Below are 16,271 nucleotides of genomic sequence, written 5' to 3'. Positions count from 1 at the left end.
CTATAACAGGTGTGTTTTATGCACACGGTTGAGATCAGTGTTGTGCCTGAAACAACACAACCCCGCTCTGGTGAGCATCACCAGAAACTACTTCTTCCAGATTGGCTGTGGCGCATACCCTGCGACGCAGCAACCCCTCATGCCTGATGACCATAGCGAGTCGGTCCCACCCCTTCCCATCCCGAACAGGACCGTGAAACGACTCCACGCCGATGATAGTGCGGATTGCCCGTGTGAAAGTAGGTAATCGTCAGGCTCCTCACCCCGTCAGAAACCCCACCCCCTACAGGCTGGGGTTTTTGCGTTTACGCGGCCATCAGCGACAGCAGTGTCCTCGTCTGAGCACGAACGAGAAGGGCGGCCGTGTATTGTTCTCGCAGTCCGAATGCGCGAAGCAAATAGCATCGACGCAGGCGACACATCAACCCGCATCAATGCTTCATCAGGGCTCTACTTCCCCTACGCCAGAAATTTCTGCGCCAACCGAACCCAATACGTCGACCCCACCGGTAATAGCTCGTCGTTGAAGTCATAACTCGCGTTGTGCAGCATGCAAGGGCCCGCGCCGTGGCCGGCTTCGCGGTGGCCGCCTTCGCCGTTGCCCAGGAACGCATAGCACCCTGGCTTCGCAAGCAGCATGAACGAAAAATCCTCGGCGCCCATGGTCGGTTCAACTGCATCATCGACGTTTTCCGCGCCCACGATCTCTTTCATGACCGACGCGGCAAAACGCGCTTCCTCGCTGCTGTTGATCGTAGGCGGGTAATTCCGGTGAAAGTGGATGTCCACAGAGCAATCGTAGGCTTCGGCCGTACTCTGCGCGATCTTGCGCATGCGCGACTCGATCAGGTCGAGCGTTTCCGTGGTGAAGGTCCGCACGGTTCCCGCGATCCACGCGTCGTTCGGCACGACATTGACCGCATCGCCGGCGTGTATCTGCGTAATCGACAACACCGCGGTATCGAGCGGCTTCTTGTTTCGCGTGATGATGCTTTGCAGCCCGCTAGCAATCTGTACCGCCGTAAAGACCGGATCGCGGCCATTGTGCGGCAGCGCCGCATGCGAGCCGACGCCCTTGATTTCGATGCGAAATTCGTTGCTCGACGCCATGATCGGGCCTTCGGTGACGCCGAAATGGCCCGCCGGCATACCCGGCCAGTTGTGAATACCGAAAACGGCGTCCACCGGGAATCTGCTGAACAAGCCGTCGTCGATCATTGCCTTCGCACCAGCGCCGCCTTCTTCGGCCGGCTGGAAAATGAACACGATCGTGCCGTCGAAATCACCATGTTTGGCCAGATAATGCGCGGCGCCGAGCAGCATTGCCGTATGCCCGTCATGGCCGCACGCGTGCATCTTGCCATCGTTCGTCGAGCGATGATCGAAGCTGTTGAGCTCCTGGATCGGTAGCGCATCCATGTCGGCCCGCAGGCCAATCGAACGCGAGCCGTTGCCGCGTTTCAGTACGCCGACCACGCCGGTTTTGCCCAAACCGCGATGGGTCTCGATGCCCCAGGACTCCAGCGAACGGGCCACCAGATCGGCGGTCGCCGTCTCTTCGTAGCGCAGTTCCGGGTGGGCATGGATGGTTCGTCGAAGGGTCTGGATTTCGCCGCGAGCGGCCAGGATTTCGGGGATCAGTTTCATGATGGAGTGAGGAGGCGTTTGTGCTTGACTAGCATGAGATTGCTGCGGACCAGGCCGGCCCGGGCACTTCGGATAATTCATTCTACGCCGAAGGCATTTTTGACGGCACCACCCGGGTCGGCGGCCTATCGACGTAATAAAATTCCACTTTGCCCGACCGCTCACTGCTCGCCAGGATGGATTGCCGATGAACGCCCCGACCGAATTCGCGCGCGCCGTGTGCCCGCACGATTGTCCTGACACTTGTGCGATGCGTGTGACCGTCGACAACGGACGTGCAATCAAGGTCGTCGGCGATCCCGACCACCCGCCGACTCAAGGCGTGCTGTGCACGAAGGTCAGCCGCTACGCGGAGCGTGTGTACCATCCGAACCGGCTGACGACGCCGATGAAGCGTGTCGGCCGCAAGGGCGAGGGTCGCTTCGAGCCGATCAGCTGGGACGAGGCATTCGATCTCGCGGCCACCCGCCTCGGCGAAATTGCACGTCGCGCGCCGGAAGCGATTCTGCCCTACAGCTACGCGGGAACGATGGGGCTGGTGCAAGGCGACAGCATCGCGCAACGCTTCTTCCACAAGCTCGGCGCGTCGCAGCTGGATCGAACGATTTGCGCGGCCGCAGGCGCCGCGGGCCTCAAGTACACGTACGGCGGGGGCATCGGAATGCACACCGAGTTTTTCGCCGAGAGCGACGTGATCCTGATCTGGGGAGCCAACCCGATCGCATCGAATCTGCATTTCTGGACGCGCGCACAGGAAGCCAAGCGGCGCGGCGCGCGGCTGATTGCGATCGATCCGTATCGCTCGCTAACCGCGGAAAAATGCCATCAGCACATTGCGCTGAAGCCTGGCACCGACGGCGCTCTCGCGCTCGGGATCATGAACGTGCTGATCACCGAGGACCTGCTCGACCACGAATACATCGCCGCGCATACAGTCGGCTTCGCTGCCCTGAAGACGCGCGCGCTCAGCTATCCGCTGTCGCGCGTTAGTGATATTTGCGGCGTCGAAGAGCAGGTGATCGCCGATCTTGCGCGACTTTACGGTGGCACCAAAAAAGCCGCGATCCGCCTGAACTACGGGCTGCAGAGAGTGCGTGGCGGCGGCAATGCGGTGCGCGCGATCGCGTGTCTGCCATCGCTGACGGGCGCATGGCGCGAGCGTGCGGGTGGGGCGCTGTTGTCGTCGAGCGGCTGGGCGCCGGTCGACTCGCATGCGTTGCAGCGTCCCGACCTGATGCCCGGCTGGCCGTCGAAGCCCAGCCGCGTGATCAATATGAACGCGATCGGCGACGCGCTGCTGCATCCGGGCGACGCCACGTTTGGCCCGAAGGTCGAGGCGATTGTGGTCTACAACTCGAATCCGGTCGCGGTCGCGCCGGACTCCGAACGCGTCGCGGCCGGCTTTGCGCGCGAGGATCTGTTCACGATCGTGCTCGAGCATTTCCAGACCGACACGGCGGACTATGCTGACCTGCTGCTACCCGCCACGACCCAGCTCGAGCATCTCGACGTTCACAAGTCCTACGGCCACACGTACGTGATGGCCAACTTGCCCGCCATTGCGCCCCTCGGTGACGCGCGCCCGAACACCGAGATCTTCCGCGGCATCGCGCACCGCATGGGCCTGACGGAACCGGCGCTCTTCGACAGCGACGAAACTGTCGCGCAAGCCGCTTTTCGCTGGAACGACAAGACGCTGGAAGGAGTCGACTGGCCATCGCTGAAGCAAGCCGGCTGGGCCCAGCTGAATCTGCCCGACGCGCCGTTGGCCGACGGCGGCTTCCGCACGCCGTCCGGCAAGTGCGAGTTCTACAGCGAGCGCCTCGCGCAACAGGGTCTCGACCCACTGCCGGACTATCTGGCGCCCTACGAATCGGCGGATGGCGCGCCCGAACTGGCCGCCCGCTATCCGCTCGCGATGATTTCGCCGCCCGCGCGTAACTTCCTGAACAGTACCTTCGTGAACATCGAGAGTCTGCGCGCGACCGAAGGCGAGCCACATCTGGACATCCACCCGGACGACGCGCAGCCGCGCAACATCAGCGACGGCGATCAGGTCCGCATCTTCAACGACCGCGGTTCGATGCAGGCGCGTGCCCGCGTGACGGATCGGGCACGCGGAGGCTTGGTCGTCGGATTGTCGATCTGGTGGAAGAAGCTCGCGCCAGACGGCCGCAACGCAAACCAGTTGACTAGCCAGGCCCTCACCGATCTTGGCGGCTCGGCAACGTTTTATGACTGCCTCGTCGAGGTCGAGCGAGCCTGAAAGCCGCACCGCAATTTGAATCCGGCATCCAGCCTCGCAAGTTCGAGGCGGCCGTCTAACCTCATCGCTTTCGCCATTGGCCACAATATGCCCATGCTACGATGCGTTTTTAGCACGACCATTCGAAAATAATTCAGGAGGAGACGCTGCATGGAGAAAATCTGGCTGAAATCGTACCCGCCCGGCGTTCCCACAGAGATTGACCCGACGCGCTATTCGTCGCTGGCCGAGCTGCTCGAGAAAGCCTTTCGCGAACACCGCGCGAAGCCGGCGTTCGTCTGCATGGGCAAGCAGATCAGCTATGGTGAACTCGACGAGCTGTCGCGCAATCTCGCGGCGTGGCTGCAGTCGAAGGGACTCGCCCGCGGCGCACGCGTCGCGATCATGATGCCGAACGTGCTGCAATATCCGGTCGCGATCGCCGCGATTCTGCGGGCGGGCTATGTGGTCGTGAACGTGAATCCGTTGTACACCCCGCGCGAACTCGAACATCAACTGAAGGACAGCGGCACTGAGGCGATCATTCTGCTCGAGAATTTCGCCGGAACCTTGCAGGCGATCGTGCGCAATACGCCGGTCAAGCATGTGGTCGTGGCGGCCATGGGCGATCTGATGGGCATCAAAGGTCCGCTCGTGAACTTCGTCGTGCGCAAGGTCAAGAAGATGGTGCCGGCGTGGAGCCTGCCGGGGCACGTCAAGTTCAACGACGCCGTCTCAGAGGGCGCACGCCTGACATTCCAGCCGGTCCAGCAAGGGCCTGACGACATCGCGTTCCTGCAATACACAGGCGGCACCACCGGCGTGGCCAAGGGCGCGACACTGCTGCATCGGAACCTGATCGCGAACGTGCTGCAGTCGGAAGCCTGGCTCGATCCGGCGCGCGCGAACCGCACGGATATCGATCAGTTCATTACCGTCGTCGCGCTGCCGCTGTATCACGTGTTCGCGCTGACCGTATGTGGACTGCTGACGATTCACACTGGCGGACTCGGTGTGCTGATTCCGAATCCGCGCGACATCCCCGGCATGATCAAGGCGCTCGAAGGTTACGCGATCACGACGATTCCTGCCGTCAACACGCTCTACAACGCGATGTTGAACAGCCCCGACTTCCACAAGCTCGACTTCTCGAAGCTGCTGACCGCCAACGGCGGCGGTATGGCGGTGCAGGAGGCAGTCGCAAAGCGTTGGTTCGAACTGACGCGTACGCCGATCATCGAGGGCTATGGGTTGTCGGAAACGTCGCCGTGCGTGACTTGCAATCCCGTCACCGCCACGGAATACAGCGGCACGATCGGCCTGCCGCTGCCGTCGACCGAAGTCTCGATCCGCGACGACGAAGGCAACGAGGTTGCGCCCGGCCAGCCCGGCGAGATCTGCATCCGCGGCCCACAGGTGATGGCGGGCTACTGGAACCGACCCGACGAAACCGCCAAGGTGATGACGGCGGACGGCTTCTTCAAATCGGGCGACGTGGGCATCATGGGCACCGACGGCTTCGTGAAGATCGTCGATCGCAAGAAGGACATGATTCTGGTGTCCGGCTTCAACGTGTATCCGAACGAAGTCGAAGACGTCGTCGCCAAGCTGCCGGGGGTGTACGAAGTCGCGGCGGTCGGCGTGCCGGATCAGCATTCGGGCGAGGCGGTCAAGCTGTTCGTCGTGAAGAAGGATCCGTCGCTGACCGACGAACAGATCTTCGCCTACTGCAAAACCCAACTGACCGGCTACAAGCGGCCCAAGCTCGTCGAATTCCGTACCGAGTTGCCGAAGAGCAATGTCGGCAAGATTCTTCGCCGCGAGTTGCGCGACGGCAGGGCGTAAGGAAGAAAGGAGAACAGAATAAAGCCCGGCGCGCGAAAGTGCGCCGGGCTTTTTGTTGCCGTTGCGCGGCGTAAACACACTCGGTCAGCCGCACGTAAAACGCGCGCACAAAAAAAGGCGCCCGAAGGCGCCTTTAAGACAAACTGCGTTTTTACGACTTATTAGAACTTGTGACGGATACCGATGCGGGCCGTGAACTGGTTGTTGGTCGACGAACCGGTCAGGCCGTTGATGCCTGCCGTTGCTTCGACCACCTGACCCGTTGCGTTGACCGTATCGCCCAGAGCGTGCTGGTACACGCCGACCAGGTACACGTCGGTACGCTTGGACAGGAAGTAGTCCACGCCCAGCGCGCCCTGATGGTACTGGGCGCGCGAGTTGCCTTCGATCTGCTCGCCGCGCGTGTAGTCATACGCTGCGCCGACCAGCAGGGCCGGGGTCAACTGATACTTGAAGTTGATTTCGCCGTTGTTGAACGTTGCCTTCTGGCCAGCGAACGGCGACGCGAACGTCTTGCCGAGGTTGCCGAACTGGATGTTCGAATACGTCAGGCCGATGGTTGCCGCGCCGAACGTGTAGGCACCGCCTGCGCCGACGACCTGGTACGTGTTAGCCGATGCGAAGCCAGCGTAGATCGGCGTCGTAACAGCGAAGTTGGCCGGAGTGGTACCCACAGCCGGCGTGTTCGTTGCAATCGTGCCGCCGTTGTTGAACAGACCACCCGATGCTGCCGGCGTGCGTGCGTTCAGGTAACCAACGCCCAACTGCAGCGGACCGTTAGCGTAGCCAGCACCCAACGACCAGATCTGGTTGTGCGTGAAGTCACCGGCGGTGCCGCCGAGGCTATACGTGCCGCCGAACGTCAGGCCGTTGTAGTTGTTGCTCGTGAACTTGATCGTGTTGTTGGTGCGATACGCGTTGTTGAAGTTGTCGATATCGCCCGGGTGAGCGGCGATGTAGCCGCCCCACTGATCACCCGATTCAAACGGGCCCACATAGTCGACCACGGAGTCGTACTGGCGACCCAGCGTGACCGTGCCGAACTGGCTCGACAGGCCGACGTATGCCTGACGACCGAACATCAGGCCGCCTTGACCGAGCTTGCCGTTGGTCACGTCAAAGCCGTTTTCCAATACGAACAGGGCCTTCAGACCGCCGCCCAGATCTTCCGTGCCACGCAGGCCGAAACGCGAGCCTTGCAGGACGCCGCTGGACATGTCGTACTTGTGAAAGCCGCCGGCGTTGGTGTTCATGTTGATACCAACGTCAACGATGCCGTACAGGGTCACGCTGCTCTGAGCATGAGCGACGCCTGCGAATGCGCCCAATGCTGCGAGAGCGAGAAGCGACTTTTTCATCGAATGATCTCCAAGGAATACGAATCTTTTGTACAAGGCGAAATATTTGTTGGGTGCCTACTGCCTTGCTTATCCAACTTCGCGAGAAGTTGCCACGTAATGTAACAAAAGGCATACATGGGACAAAGAAAAAGGCGTCGCTCCGGATGGCCGCTGTTTCGTTTACGCAACATGGTCTAAAATCCGAAATTAACCGCCGATTTCATGCAGATACGTGCTTGTCTGGGAGCGGGTTTTGCGCCGCAAGTCCCTGTCCCACGGACCTTCCGGATCGGTGCGGCGGTGGTCGAATCAGGGAGCGCTTAATGTTGCTGGACGAGTTGATTGGCGAGTTTGATCGGGGTATACGCTCACTGACGGGAGTGTCGCGAATGAGCCGTCCGCTGCCGCTTCCGCAGGTCTCGGCGGCGACGGCCGAGGCGCCCGAACTATCGCCCGAGGAGCGTGCCCATGCGGCCGGGTTGATGCGTGTGAACCACGTCGGCGAAGTGTGCGCGCAGGCGCTTTACCAGGCGCAGAAACTCGCCACCCGCTCCCCCGGGCTGCGTGCCATGTTCGATCACGCGGCGTCGGAAGAAGAAGATCATCTTGCGTGGACCGCCAAACGCCTCGAAGCGCTCGACTCGCGTCCGAGTCTGCTCAATCCGCTGTGGTACACCGGCGCGCTCGCGATCGGTCTCGCCGCGGGACGCTTCGGCGATCGCGTGAGTCTTGGCTTCATGGCCGAAACCGAGCGCCAGGTCGAGCAGCATCTCGACAATCATCTCGAGCAGCTGCCCGCCGCGGACCATGAATCGCGCGCAATCGTCGAACAGATGCGCCTCGATGAAGCGCAGCACGGCAAGGCCGCGATGGATGCGGGCGGCATCGAGTTGCCGTTCCCGGCTCGCACGTTGATGCGCGCAATGTCGAAGGTCATGACGCGCACTGCCTATTACATATGAGGGTCTCAGCCCCTTCGCGTCACAGACCGGAGCTCCGCAGGCATCCTCACCCCCTTCGCTGAACCCACCCCTCCCAAGTGGGACGGCGCCGCGCGCGCCGTTCGTCATCCGTTCCCGCCACGCCGCTTTTTCACTTCCCGACGCACTTAACGATCTCTTTCAATCCGCGCTGTTTCCCCGCACTTTTCACGTATCACCTTCACAAGTTGCACTAGCCCGTTAATTTATAACGGTTTTCCGTTTTATGCGGGATGTGAAGGAGTCGCGCTAAGTCCTTGTTCTAGCAAACAAAATCCGCTCGAAAAGCGAGTCGCTCCCTTGACCCGTGTTTAGCGTTCCTCTAAAGTGGGAGACAGTGTGAGAAAGTGTATTTTTGTGTGTTCTCGGCACCACTTTCGGGTAGATTTCCACGGATCGGGCGGGCGGCGCAAATAGCGTCGCAACAGGGGAGAGCAAAGTGTTCCAAGGGGCGTCGGCGCTGACGCTCGATGCGAAAGGGCGGATGTCGATTCCCTCTCGTTATCGGGATGCGCTGCAAACACAGGCAGAGGGCCGGGTGACGATCACCAAGCACCCGGACGGCTGCCTGTTGCTCTTTCCGCGCCCGGAATGGGAAGTCTTCCGTGACAAGGTCGACAAGCTGCCTATGAACGCGGCCTGGTGGAAGCGCATTTTTCTCGGCAATGCAATGGATGTGGATATGGACGGCGCAGGCCGGGTGCTCGTGTCGCCGGAGTTACGCGCGGCTGGCTCGCTGGAGAAAGAAGTGACCTTGCTCGGCATGGGCCGTCACTTCGAGTTGTGGGATGCGCAGATTTACGCCGCGAAGGAACAGGCGGCGATCGCCGAGGGCATGCCCGACGCGTTGAAAGACTTCACGTTCTGATCGCGGCTCATTTATATGGCTCCAGCGATGGGAAACGAATTGCAGCATCGCACGGTGCTGTTGAACGAAGCGGTCGACGCGCTGGTCACGCGCGCCGACGGCACCTATGTGGACGGCACGTTCGGCCGTGGCGGCCATAGCCGCCTCGTGCTGGAGCGGCTGGGTGAGGCGGGGCGGCTGATCGCGTTCGACAAGGATCCGCTCGCGATCGCGACGGCGCAGAAGATCGCCGATCCGCGCTTTGCCATCGTCCACGAGAGTTTTGCTTCACTGCGCGCCGCGATGGCGGAGCGCGGGGTAGGGCGTGTGTCGGGAGTGTTGCTGGATCTGGGCGTGTCGTCGCCGCAAGTCGACGATCCGGAGCGGGGCTTCAGTTTCCGCGCCGACGGCCCGCTCGACATGCGGATGGACCCGACGCGCGGCGAGTCCGCCGCTGACTGGCTCGCGCGGGCCACGGTGCAGGAATTGACGGAGGTGATACGAGATTATGGGGAAGAACGGTTTGCTTTTCAGATTGCAAAGGCGCTTGTTGCTCGCCGGGCAGAGTCCGACCGTCTTGGGCCTCTCGTCAGCACGGGCGAGCTTGCCCAAATCGTGGCTAACGTCGTCAAAACCCGTGAGAAGGGCAAGGACCCGGCAACCCGCACCTTTCAGGCTATACGGATTCACGTCAATCAAGAGCTTGCGGAGCTTCAAGTCGTTCTAGAAGCAGCATTGTCGTTGTTGGAGCAAGGGGGGCGGCTGGTGGTCATCAGCTTTCATTCGCTCGAAGACCGGATCGTCAAGCGATTCATGCAGGCGCACGCGAGCACGCCGGCGGTCGACCGCCGTCTGCCGATCCGCGCGGTCGACCTGCCGAGCCCTCCGCTCAAGATCATCGGCCGCGTATTCGCGAGCGACGCTGAAGTCGCCGACAACCCGCGCGCCCGTTCTGCCGTGATGCGCGTGGCGGAGCGGATCGCGCCATGAACCGCCTCAATATTTTCCTGCTGATCATCGTGATGGGCTGTGCCTTGTCGGTCGTCAACGCGACCAATCAGCAGCGACAGGTCTTTATCCAGTTGCAGCGCGCGCAGTCGCAGGAGCGTCAGCTGCAGCAGGACTATTCGCAGCTTCAATATCAGCAGAGCGCGCTGTCCAAAACGTCGCGCATCGAGCAGATCGCCACCGCCTCGCTGAAGATGCAATCGGTCACCACGGGCCGCACCCAGTACCTGACGCTGAACCCGGGTACCGCGACCGCGGTCGACGCGCCCGTTCCGACTTCCGCTCCGGCCTCGGCGCCGGCCGCGACCCGTCGCGGAGGCAACCGATGAAAAAATCGTCGGCGCACAAGAGCGTCGCGTTTTCGGCCAACCCGATCTTGTCGGTGCGCCTGCCGATGTGGCGCTCGAAGCTCGTCGTGTTCCTGCTGTTCATGGCGTTCGTCGCGCTCGCCGCGCGCGCGTTCTGGATTCAGGGACCGGGCAACGCGTTCTATCTGAAGCAGGGCGAAATCCGCTATCAACGCCGCATCGACATGCCGGCCACGCGCGGCAAGATTCTCGATCGCAACGGTCTCGTGCTCGCCACGAGTCTGCCGGTGCGCGCCATCTGGGCGATTCCCGAATCGGTGCCGGACGACCTCGGCGCCGACAAGCTCGACGCGCTCGGCAAGCTACTCGGCATGACCACGAAGGAGCTGCGTGCGAAGTTGTCGGAAGACAAGACTTTCGTCTACGTGAAGCGCCAGGTGCCAGTCGACGTCGCCGAGAAGGTCGTTGGGCTCGACATTCCCGGCATTTACTCGCGCGACGAATACAAGCGCTTTTATCCGGAAGGCGAGATCACGGCGCACCTGATCGGCTTCACGAACGTCGAGGACGAAGGCCAGGAAGGCGTCGAGCTCGGCGACCAGAAGTTGCTCGCGGGCATGTCCGGCAGCCGTCGCGTGATCAAGGACCGCATGGGCCACATCATCGAGGACGTGGACGAGCAGGTCGTGCCGCACAACGGCCGCGATGTCGATCTGTCGATCGACAGCAAGATCCAGTACATCGCCTATACGAACCTGAAAGCGGCCGTCGAGAGAACCAAGGCCAAGGCTGGCGCGGCGATGGTGATCGACGTGCGCACCGGCGAGGTGCTCGCGCTCGTCAACTATCCGACCTACAACCCGAACGACCGCACGCACCTGACCGGCGACCAGCTGCGCAACCGGATCCTGACCGACACGTTCGAGCCGGGCTCGATCATGAAGCCGTTCACGGTTTCGCTCGCGCTCGATCTGCACCGCGTGACGCCGACTACACTGGTGGATACGGGCAACGGCCATTTCGTACTCGACGGCGCGCCGATCACCGACGACAGCGGTTTCGGCGTGCTGACGGTCGGCGGCGTGATCCAGAAGTCGAGCAACATCGGCGCGACCAAGATCGCGATGCAGTTGCGGCCCGAAGAGATGTGGAACATGTATACCAGCATCGGTCTCGGCCAGGCGCCGAAGGTCGGCTTCCCGGGCGCGGCGGCGGGTCGTCTGCGGCCGTGGAAGAGCTGGCGCCGCATCGAACAGGCGACCATGTCGTACGGCTACGGCCTGTCGGTGTCGCTGTTCCAGCTCGGCCGCGCGTACACCGCGATCGCGCACGACGGCCAGATCATGCCGGTGACGATTTTCCATGTGCCGGGCGACCAGCCGGCCATCGGTCCGCAGATCTTTTCGCCGACCACCGCGCGTGAAGTGCGCACGATGCTCGAAACCGTGGTGTCGGCGCAAGGCACGTCGCCGGACGCGGCGGTGCCCGGCTATCGCGTCGGCGGCAAGAGCGGTACCGCGTACAAGCACGGGCCGCACGGCTACGACCATTCCAAATATCGCGCCTCGTTCGTCGGCATGGCGCCGATGCCGAATCCGCGCATCGTCGTCGCGGTGTCGGTCGACGAACCGACCGCCGGCAGCCACTTCGGCGGCCAGGTGTCGGGCCCGGTGTTCTCGGGCATCGTCGGCGATACGCTGCGCGCGCTGAACGTGCCGCCCGACATGCCCGTCAAGCAGATGGTCGTGTCCGACGATTCGGCTGCGTCCGCGCCGAGCGTGCCGGCCGCGCAGTCCGAGGCGAAGAAGCTGTCGACGAATGCCGGCGTCAAGAAGATGACCATTTCCGCCAACCCGAAAAATCATCCAGGAGTCGAGCGATGAGCGCGCTGCGCGAGCAACATCCAGCGCACCGGCAGATCGCCGACGCCCTCGCCTGGCTGCACGCGCACGCGCAGCCAGGCGCGCATCTGCACGCCGACACGCGCTCGCTCGCGGCCGGCGACGCGTTTTTCGCCTACGCGGTCGAAGGCGCGGACAACCGCGCGTTCATCGACGCGGCCATCGAACGCGGCGCCACCGCCGTGCTCGTGCAACCCGAAGGTTTCAGCGGCACGCTCGACGCGTCCGTCGCGCACGCGGTGCCGGCGTTGAACGAACTCGCCGGCACGATTGCGAGCGCGTGGTATCGCGATCCGAGCGACGCGATGCTCGCGGTCGGCATCACCGGCACGAACGGCAAGACCTCGTGTAGCCAGTGGGTCGCCGCGGCGCTGTCCGCGCTCGGCACGCGCTGCGCGATCGTCGGCACGCTCGGCACGGGCTTCGTCGGTCACCTCACGCACACCGGCTTCACGACGCCCGACGCGCCGCAGTTGCAACGCGGCCTCGCGCAATTGCGCGACGCGGGCGCGCAGGCAGTGGCGATGGAAGTCTCGTCGCATGCGCTGCACCAGGGCCGCGTGAACGGCACCGCGTTCGACATCGCCGTGTTCACGAACCTGACGCAGGACCATCTCGACTATCACGGCACGTTCGAGGCGTATGAAACCGCCAAGGCGCGCCTGTTCGCATGGCCCGGGCTGCGCGCGGCCGTGATCAATCGCGACGATGCCGCCGGCCGGCGTTTGCTCGCGAGCACGCGTGCTCATGCGCGCACGATCGCCTATGGCATCGAGGCCGGGCAAGCCGACGCGAACGCCACAGACACATCGCAAGCCGACGCATGGCTCACCGCATCGAACGTGCGCGCCACCGCGAACGGCACCGCGTTTCATCTGAACACATCGGACTGGGGCGACGCCGAAGTCGAAGTGCAAACGCTCGGCCTCTTCAACGTCAGCAATCTGCTCGCGGTACTCGGCGTGCTGCTCGCCGCCGACCTGCCATTCGCCGCGGCGCTCGCCGAACTCGTCAAGCTCGAACCGGTGAACGGCCGCATGCAGCGTTTGGGCGGCCGTCTGCAGAACGACGAACCCCTCGTCGTGATCGACTACGCGCACACACCCGATGCGCTCGAAAAGACGCTCGAGGCACTACGCCCGATCGCGACCGCGCGCGGCGGCGAACTCGTCTGCATGTTCGGCTGCGGCGGCGACCGCGATGCGACCAAGCGTCCGCTGATGGGCGCGATCGCCGAGCGGCTGGCCGACAACGTCGTCGTGACGAGCGACAACCCGCGCAGCGAAGATCCGCTCGCGATCATCGAGCAAATTACCGCCGGCATGACGGATGCGTCGCACGCGCGCCGTATCGAGGACCGCGCGAGCGCGATCCTGCAGGCAATCCGCGGCGCCGCTCGCGAAGACGTGATCGTGCTGGCCGGCAAGGGGCACGAAGCGACACAGGAAATCATGGGCAAGAAACGCGCTTTCTCCGATCAGGATCACGCCCGCCTCGCGCTCGCCGCGCGGGCCACACAAACACGCGGAGGTGGCGAATGACCATGTTCTCGCTACGCGCAGCCGCCGCGCAGATTCCCGGCGCAGTCGTCACCGGCGACGACAGCGTGCGCTTCGAGCGCGTCTCGACCGACAGCCGCAGCGCCGGCCCCGGCGATCTGTTCATCGCGATCAAGGGCGATCGTTTCGACGCGCACGACTTCCTGCCGCAAGTCGCCGAACGCAACGTCGCGGCGGTGCTCGTCGCGCGCACGCCGGAGAACTGGAGCGTGCCCGCGATCCGCGTCGCCGATACGCGTGCGGCGCTCGGCGCGCTTGCGCGCGGCTGGCGTCGTCAGTTCGACCTGCCGCTCGTCGCGGTGACGGGCAGCAACGGCAAAACCACGGTCAAGGAAATGATCGCGTCGATCTTTGCGGCGGCGGTCGGCGCGGATGCGCGCCTTGCGACCGCGGGCAATTTCAACAACGACATCGGCCTGCCGCTCACGCTGTTCCGCATTCACGCCGCGCATCGTCTCGCGGTGGTCGAACTCGGCATGAACCATCCGGGCGAAACCGAACTGCTCGCGAAACTCGCCGAGCCGACGGTCGCCGTCGTCAACAACGCGCAGCGCGAGCACCAGGAATTCATGGCGACCGTCGAAGCGGTCGCGCTCGAACATGCGAGCGTGATTCACGCGCTGTCGCCGGAAGGCACGGCGGTGTTCCCCGCGGACGACGCGTACGCGAGCATCTGGCGCGTCGCCGCGACCGGCAATCGCATCATCGATTTCGCGCTGAACAGTGCTGAGCGCACGACCGAAGCGGCGGTGAAGGGCACCTTCGACGGCAAGCGTTTGAGCATCGACACGCCGCAAGGCCATCTCGACATCACGCTGCAGGTGCTCGGCAATCACAACGCGCACAACGCGCTCGCGGCGACTTCGGCGGCGTTGGCGGCGGGTGTGTCGCTCGACGCGATCCAGCGCGGCCTCGAATCGTTCGGCGCGGTGAAGGGACGCCTGCAGGTCAAGCAGGCCGCGCTCGGCACGCTCGCGGGCGCAACCGTGATCGACGACACCTACAACGCGAATCCCGATTCGATGCGCGCCGCGATCGACGTGCTCGCGTCGCGCCCCTCGCCGCGTGTGCTCGTGATGGGCGACATGGGCGAAGTCGGCGACAACGGCCCGGCGTTTCACCGCGAAATCGGCGCGTATGCGAAAGAGCGCGGTATCGACGCGCTGTATGCGATGGGCGACGCCTCGCGCGACGCCTGCACCGCGTACGGCGCGGGCGCGCACCACCTCGCCGATGTCGGCGCGCTGGTCGCGCAACTGCAGCAGGCCGGCTTCGGCGCTGCCGCAACGTTTCTCGTGAAAGGCTCGCGCTTCATGCAGATGGAGCGCGTGGTGGACGCCGTTACGAGTCCACAACCCAACGCCGCGGGCTCGACGCCCGCCGCACATTGAAATAGAAGGATCCACGCATGCTACTGGCGCTGGCGCAATGGCTGCAGAATGACGCAAGCTTCTTGCGCGTGTTCAGTTATCTGACGTTTCGCGCGGTGATGGCGAGCATCACCGCATTGTCGATCGGGCTCGTCTGCGGCCCGGCGGTGATTCGCAAGCTGACCGCGATGAAGGTCGGCCAGGCCGTCCGCAAAGACGGTCCGCAAACCCACCTCGTCAAATCCGGCACGCCGACCATGGGCGGCGTGCTGATCCTGCTCGGCATCGGCGTGGCCACGCTGTTGTGGGCCGATCTGACCAACCGTTTCATCTGGATCGTGATTCTCGTTACGTTCGGTTTCGGCGTGATCGGCTGGGTCGACGATTACCGCAAGGTCGTCTACAAGGACCCGCGCGGCATGTCGTCGCGCGAGAAGTATTTCTGGCAGTCGGTGATCGGTCTGTTCGCGGCGGTTTATCTCGCGTTCAGCGTGTCCGAGGCGAGCAACGTGCGCGTCTTCGACCTGTTCATGGCGTGGGTACGCAGCGGTTTGTCGATGGGCCTGCCCGCGCGCGCCGACCTGCTGGTGCCGTTCTTCAAGTCGATCACCTATCCACTCGGCGTGTGGGGCTTCATCGTGCTCACGTACCTGGTGATCGTCGGCGCGAGCAACGCGGTGAATCTGACCGACGGCCTCGACGGTCTCGTGATCATGCCGGTCGTGCTGGTGGGCGCGTCGCTCGGCGTGTTCGCCTATGTGATGGGCAGCTCGGTCTATTCGAAGTACCTGCTGTTTCCGCATATTCCCGGCGCGGGCGAATTGCTGATCTTCTGTTCGGCGATGGGCGGCGCGGGTCTTGCGTTCCTCTGGTTCAACACGCACCCGGCGCAGATGTTCATGGGCGACGTCGGCGCGCTCGCGCTCGGCGGCGCGCTCGGCACGGTCGCGGTGATCGTGCGTCAGGAAATCGTGCTGTTCATCATGGGCGGCATTTTCGTCGCGGAAACGCTGTCGGTGATGCTGCAGGTCACGTGGTTCAAATACACCAAACGCCGCTTCGGCGAAGGGCGGCGCTTCTTCAAGATGGCGCCGCTGCATCACCATTTCGAATTGTCGGGCTGGAAGGAAACGCAGGTGGTCGTGCGTTTCTGGATCATCACGTTGATGTTGTGCCTGTTCGGTTTGTCCACGCTCAAATTGCGCTAAGCAGCAGTATTTA

Annotated in this window: 12 protein-coding genes and 1 rRNA gene; 11 read left to right on the top strand and 2 right to left on the bottom strand. The window is 63.2% G+C overall.

Features of this window, described 5'->3' with window-relative positions; all coding sequences use genetic code 11:
- Positions 1–142 precede the first annotated feature (142 nt).
- Positions 143–256 (top strand): 5S ribosomal RNA (rrf, locus tag CI15_RS04900).
- Positions 257–459: 203 nt separating this feature from the next.
- Here the strand turns inward: rrf and CI15_RS04895 are convergent.
- The gene (locus CI15_RS04895; protein WP_062124844.1) at positions 460–1,647 is read right to left on the bottom strand and encodes a M20 aminoacylase family protein; all 1,188 of its coding nucleotides are present in this window, start codon (positions 1,645–1,647) and stop codon (positions 460–462) included.
- 187 nt (positions 1,648–1,834) lie between these two features.
- On the opposite strand from CI15_RS04895, the gene CI15_RS04890 reads away from it, so the two are divergent.
- Positions 1,835–3,913 carry a molybdopterin-containing oxidoreductase family protein gene (locus tag CI15_RS04890; RefSeq protein ID WP_062124842.1) on the top strand — a complete coding sequence of 693 codons (2,079 nt, stop codon included), beginning with the start codon at positions 1,835–1,837 and terminating at the stop codon, positions 3,911–3,913.
- Between the two features lie 150 nt (positions 3,914–4,063).
- Positions 4,064–5,737 carry a long-chain fatty acid--CoA ligase gene (locus CI15_RS04885; RefSeq protein WP_062124840.1) on the top strand — a complete coding sequence of 558 codons (1,674 nt, stop codon included), beginning with the start codon at positions 4,064–4,066 and terminating at the stop codon, positions 5,735–5,737.
- A gap of 161 nt (positions 5,738–5,898) precedes the next feature.
- On the opposite strand, the gene CI15_RS04880 is transcribed toward CI15_RS04885, so the two are convergent.
- Positions 5,899–7,095 carry a porin gene (locus CI15_RS04880; RefSeq protein ID WP_062124838.1) on the bottom strand — a complete coding sequence of 399 codons (1,197 nt, stop codon included), beginning with the start codon at positions 7,093–7,095 and terminating at the stop codon, positions 5,899–5,901.
- A 305-nt stretch (positions 7,096–7,400) separates the two neighbouring features.
- Between CI15_RS04880 and coq7 the strand changes: the two genes are divergently transcribed.
- From coq7 to mraY, 8 genes are all read left to right on the top strand, one after another.
- Positions 7,401–8,039: a 2-polyprenyl-3-methyl-6-methoxy-1,4-benzoquinone monooxygenase gene (gene coq7 / locus CI15_RS04875; RefSeq protein ID WP_062124837.1), complete on the top strand. Its 639-nt coding sequence runs from the start codon at positions 7,401–7,403 to the stop codon at positions 8,037–8,039.
- Positions 8,040–8,496: 457 nt separating this feature from the next.
- Entirely contained in the window at positions 8,497–8,925 is a 429-nt protein-coding gene (mraZ, locus tag CI15_RS04870; protein ID WP_062124835.1) for a division/cell wall cluster transcriptional repressor MraZ, read from the top strand.
- A 15-nt stretch (positions 8,926–8,940) separates the two neighbouring features.
- Positions 8,941–9,894: a 16S rRNA (cytosine(1402)-N(4))-methyltransferase RsmH gene (gene rsmH, locus CI15_RS04865; protein WP_062124834.1), complete on the top strand. Its 954-nt coding sequence runs from the start codon at positions 8,941–8,943 to the stop codon at positions 9,892–9,894.
- Positions 9,891–10,241 carry a cell division protein FtsL gene (gene ftsL, locus CI15_RS04860; protein WP_062124833.1) on the top strand — a complete coding sequence of 117 codons (351 nt, stop codon included), beginning with the start codon at positions 9,891–9,893 and terminating at the stop codon, positions 10,239–10,241. The genes rsmH and ftsL overlap by 4 nt, the downstream gene beginning before the upstream one ends.
- On the top strand, positions 10,238–12,103 hold the full coding sequence (locus CI15_RS04855) for a peptidoglycan D,D-transpeptidase FtsI family protein (protein ID WP_062124832.1): 1,866 nt from the start codon (positions 10,238–10,240) through the stop codon (positions 12,101–12,103). The genes ftsL and CI15_RS04855 overlap by 4 nt, the downstream gene beginning before the upstream one ends.
- Entirely contained in the window at positions 12,100–13,662 is a 1,563-nt protein-coding gene (locus tag CI15_RS04850) for a UDP-N-acetylmuramoyl-L-alanyl-D-glutamate--2,6-diaminopimelate ligase (protein ID WP_062124831.1), read from the top strand. Before CI15_RS04855 ends, CI15_RS04850 begins: the two co-directional genes overlap by 4 nt.
- On the top strand, positions 13,659–15,071 hold the full coding sequence (locus tag CI15_RS04845) for a UDP-N-acetylmuramoyl-tripeptide--D-alanyl-D-alanine ligase (protein WP_062124830.1): 1,413 nt from the start codon (positions 13,659–13,661) through the stop codon (positions 15,069–15,071). The genes CI15_RS04850 and CI15_RS04845 overlap by 4 nt, the downstream gene beginning before the upstream one ends.
- A 17-nt stretch (positions 15,072–15,088) precedes the next feature.
- The gene (mraY, locus tag CI15_RS04840; protein ID WP_062124828.1) at positions 15,089–16,258 is read left to right on the top strand and encodes a phospho-N-acetylmuramoyl-pentapeptide-transferase; all 1,170 of its coding nucleotides are present in this window, start codon (positions 15,089–15,091) and stop codon (positions 16,256–16,258) included.
- The last annotated feature ends 13 nt before the right edge of the window (positions 16,259–16,271 follow it).

Source organism: Paraburkholderia monticola, from assembly GCF_001580545.1.
Taxonomy (GTDB): domain Bacteria; phylum Pseudomonadota; class Gammaproteobacteria; order Burkholderiales; family Burkholderiaceae; genus Paraburkholderia; species Paraburkholderia monticola.
Note: the sequence above shows the minus strand (reverse complement) of the source record. Positions and strands in the feature narration are given on the sequence as shown.

Excerpts from the sequence above, each read along its gene's own strand:
- CI15_RS04895 (WP_062124844.1), bottom strand. The coding sequence starts at position 1,647 with ATGAAACTGATCCCCGAAATCCTGGCCGCTCGCGGCGAAATCCAGACC.
- CI15_RS04890 (WP_062124842.1), top strand. The coding sequence starts at position 1,835 with ATGAACGCCCCGACCGAATTCGCGCGCGCCGTGTGCCCGCACGATTGT.
- CI15_RS04885 (WP_062124840.1), top strand. The coding sequence starts at position 4,064 with ATGGAGAAAATCTGGCTGAAATCGTACCCGCCCGGCGTTCCCACAGAG.
- CI15_RS04880 (WP_062124838.1), bottom strand. The coding sequence starts at position 7,095 with ATGAAAAAGTCGCTTCTCGCTCTCGCAGCATTGGGCGCATTCGCAGGC.
- coq7 (WP_062124837.1), top strand. The coding sequence starts at position 7,401 with ATGTTGCTGGACGAGTTGATTGGCGAGTTTGATCGGGGTATACGCTCA.
- rsmH (WP_062124834.1), top strand. The coding sequence starts at position 8,941 with ATGGCTCCAGCGATGGGAAACGAATTGCAGCATCGCACGGTGCTGTTG.
- ftsL (WP_062124833.1), top strand. The coding sequence starts at position 9,891 with ATGAACCGCCTCAATATTTTCCTGCTGATCATCGTGATGGGCTGTGCC.
- CI15_RS04855 (WP_062124832.1), top strand. The coding sequence starts at position 10,238 with ATGAAAAAATCGTCGGCGCACAAGAGCGTCGCGTTTTCGGCCAACCCG.
- CI15_RS04850 (WP_062124831.1), top strand. The coding sequence starts at position 12,100 with ATGAGCGCGCTGCGCGAGCAACATCCAGCGCACCGGCAGATCGCCGAC.
- CI15_RS04845 (WP_062124830.1), top strand. The coding sequence starts at position 13,659 with ATGACCATGTTCTCGCTACGCGCAGCCGCCGCGCAGATTCCCGGCGCA.
- mraY (WP_062124828.1), top strand. The coding sequence starts at position 15,089 with ATGCTACTGGCGCTGGCGCAATGGCTGCAGAATGACGCAAGCTTCTTG.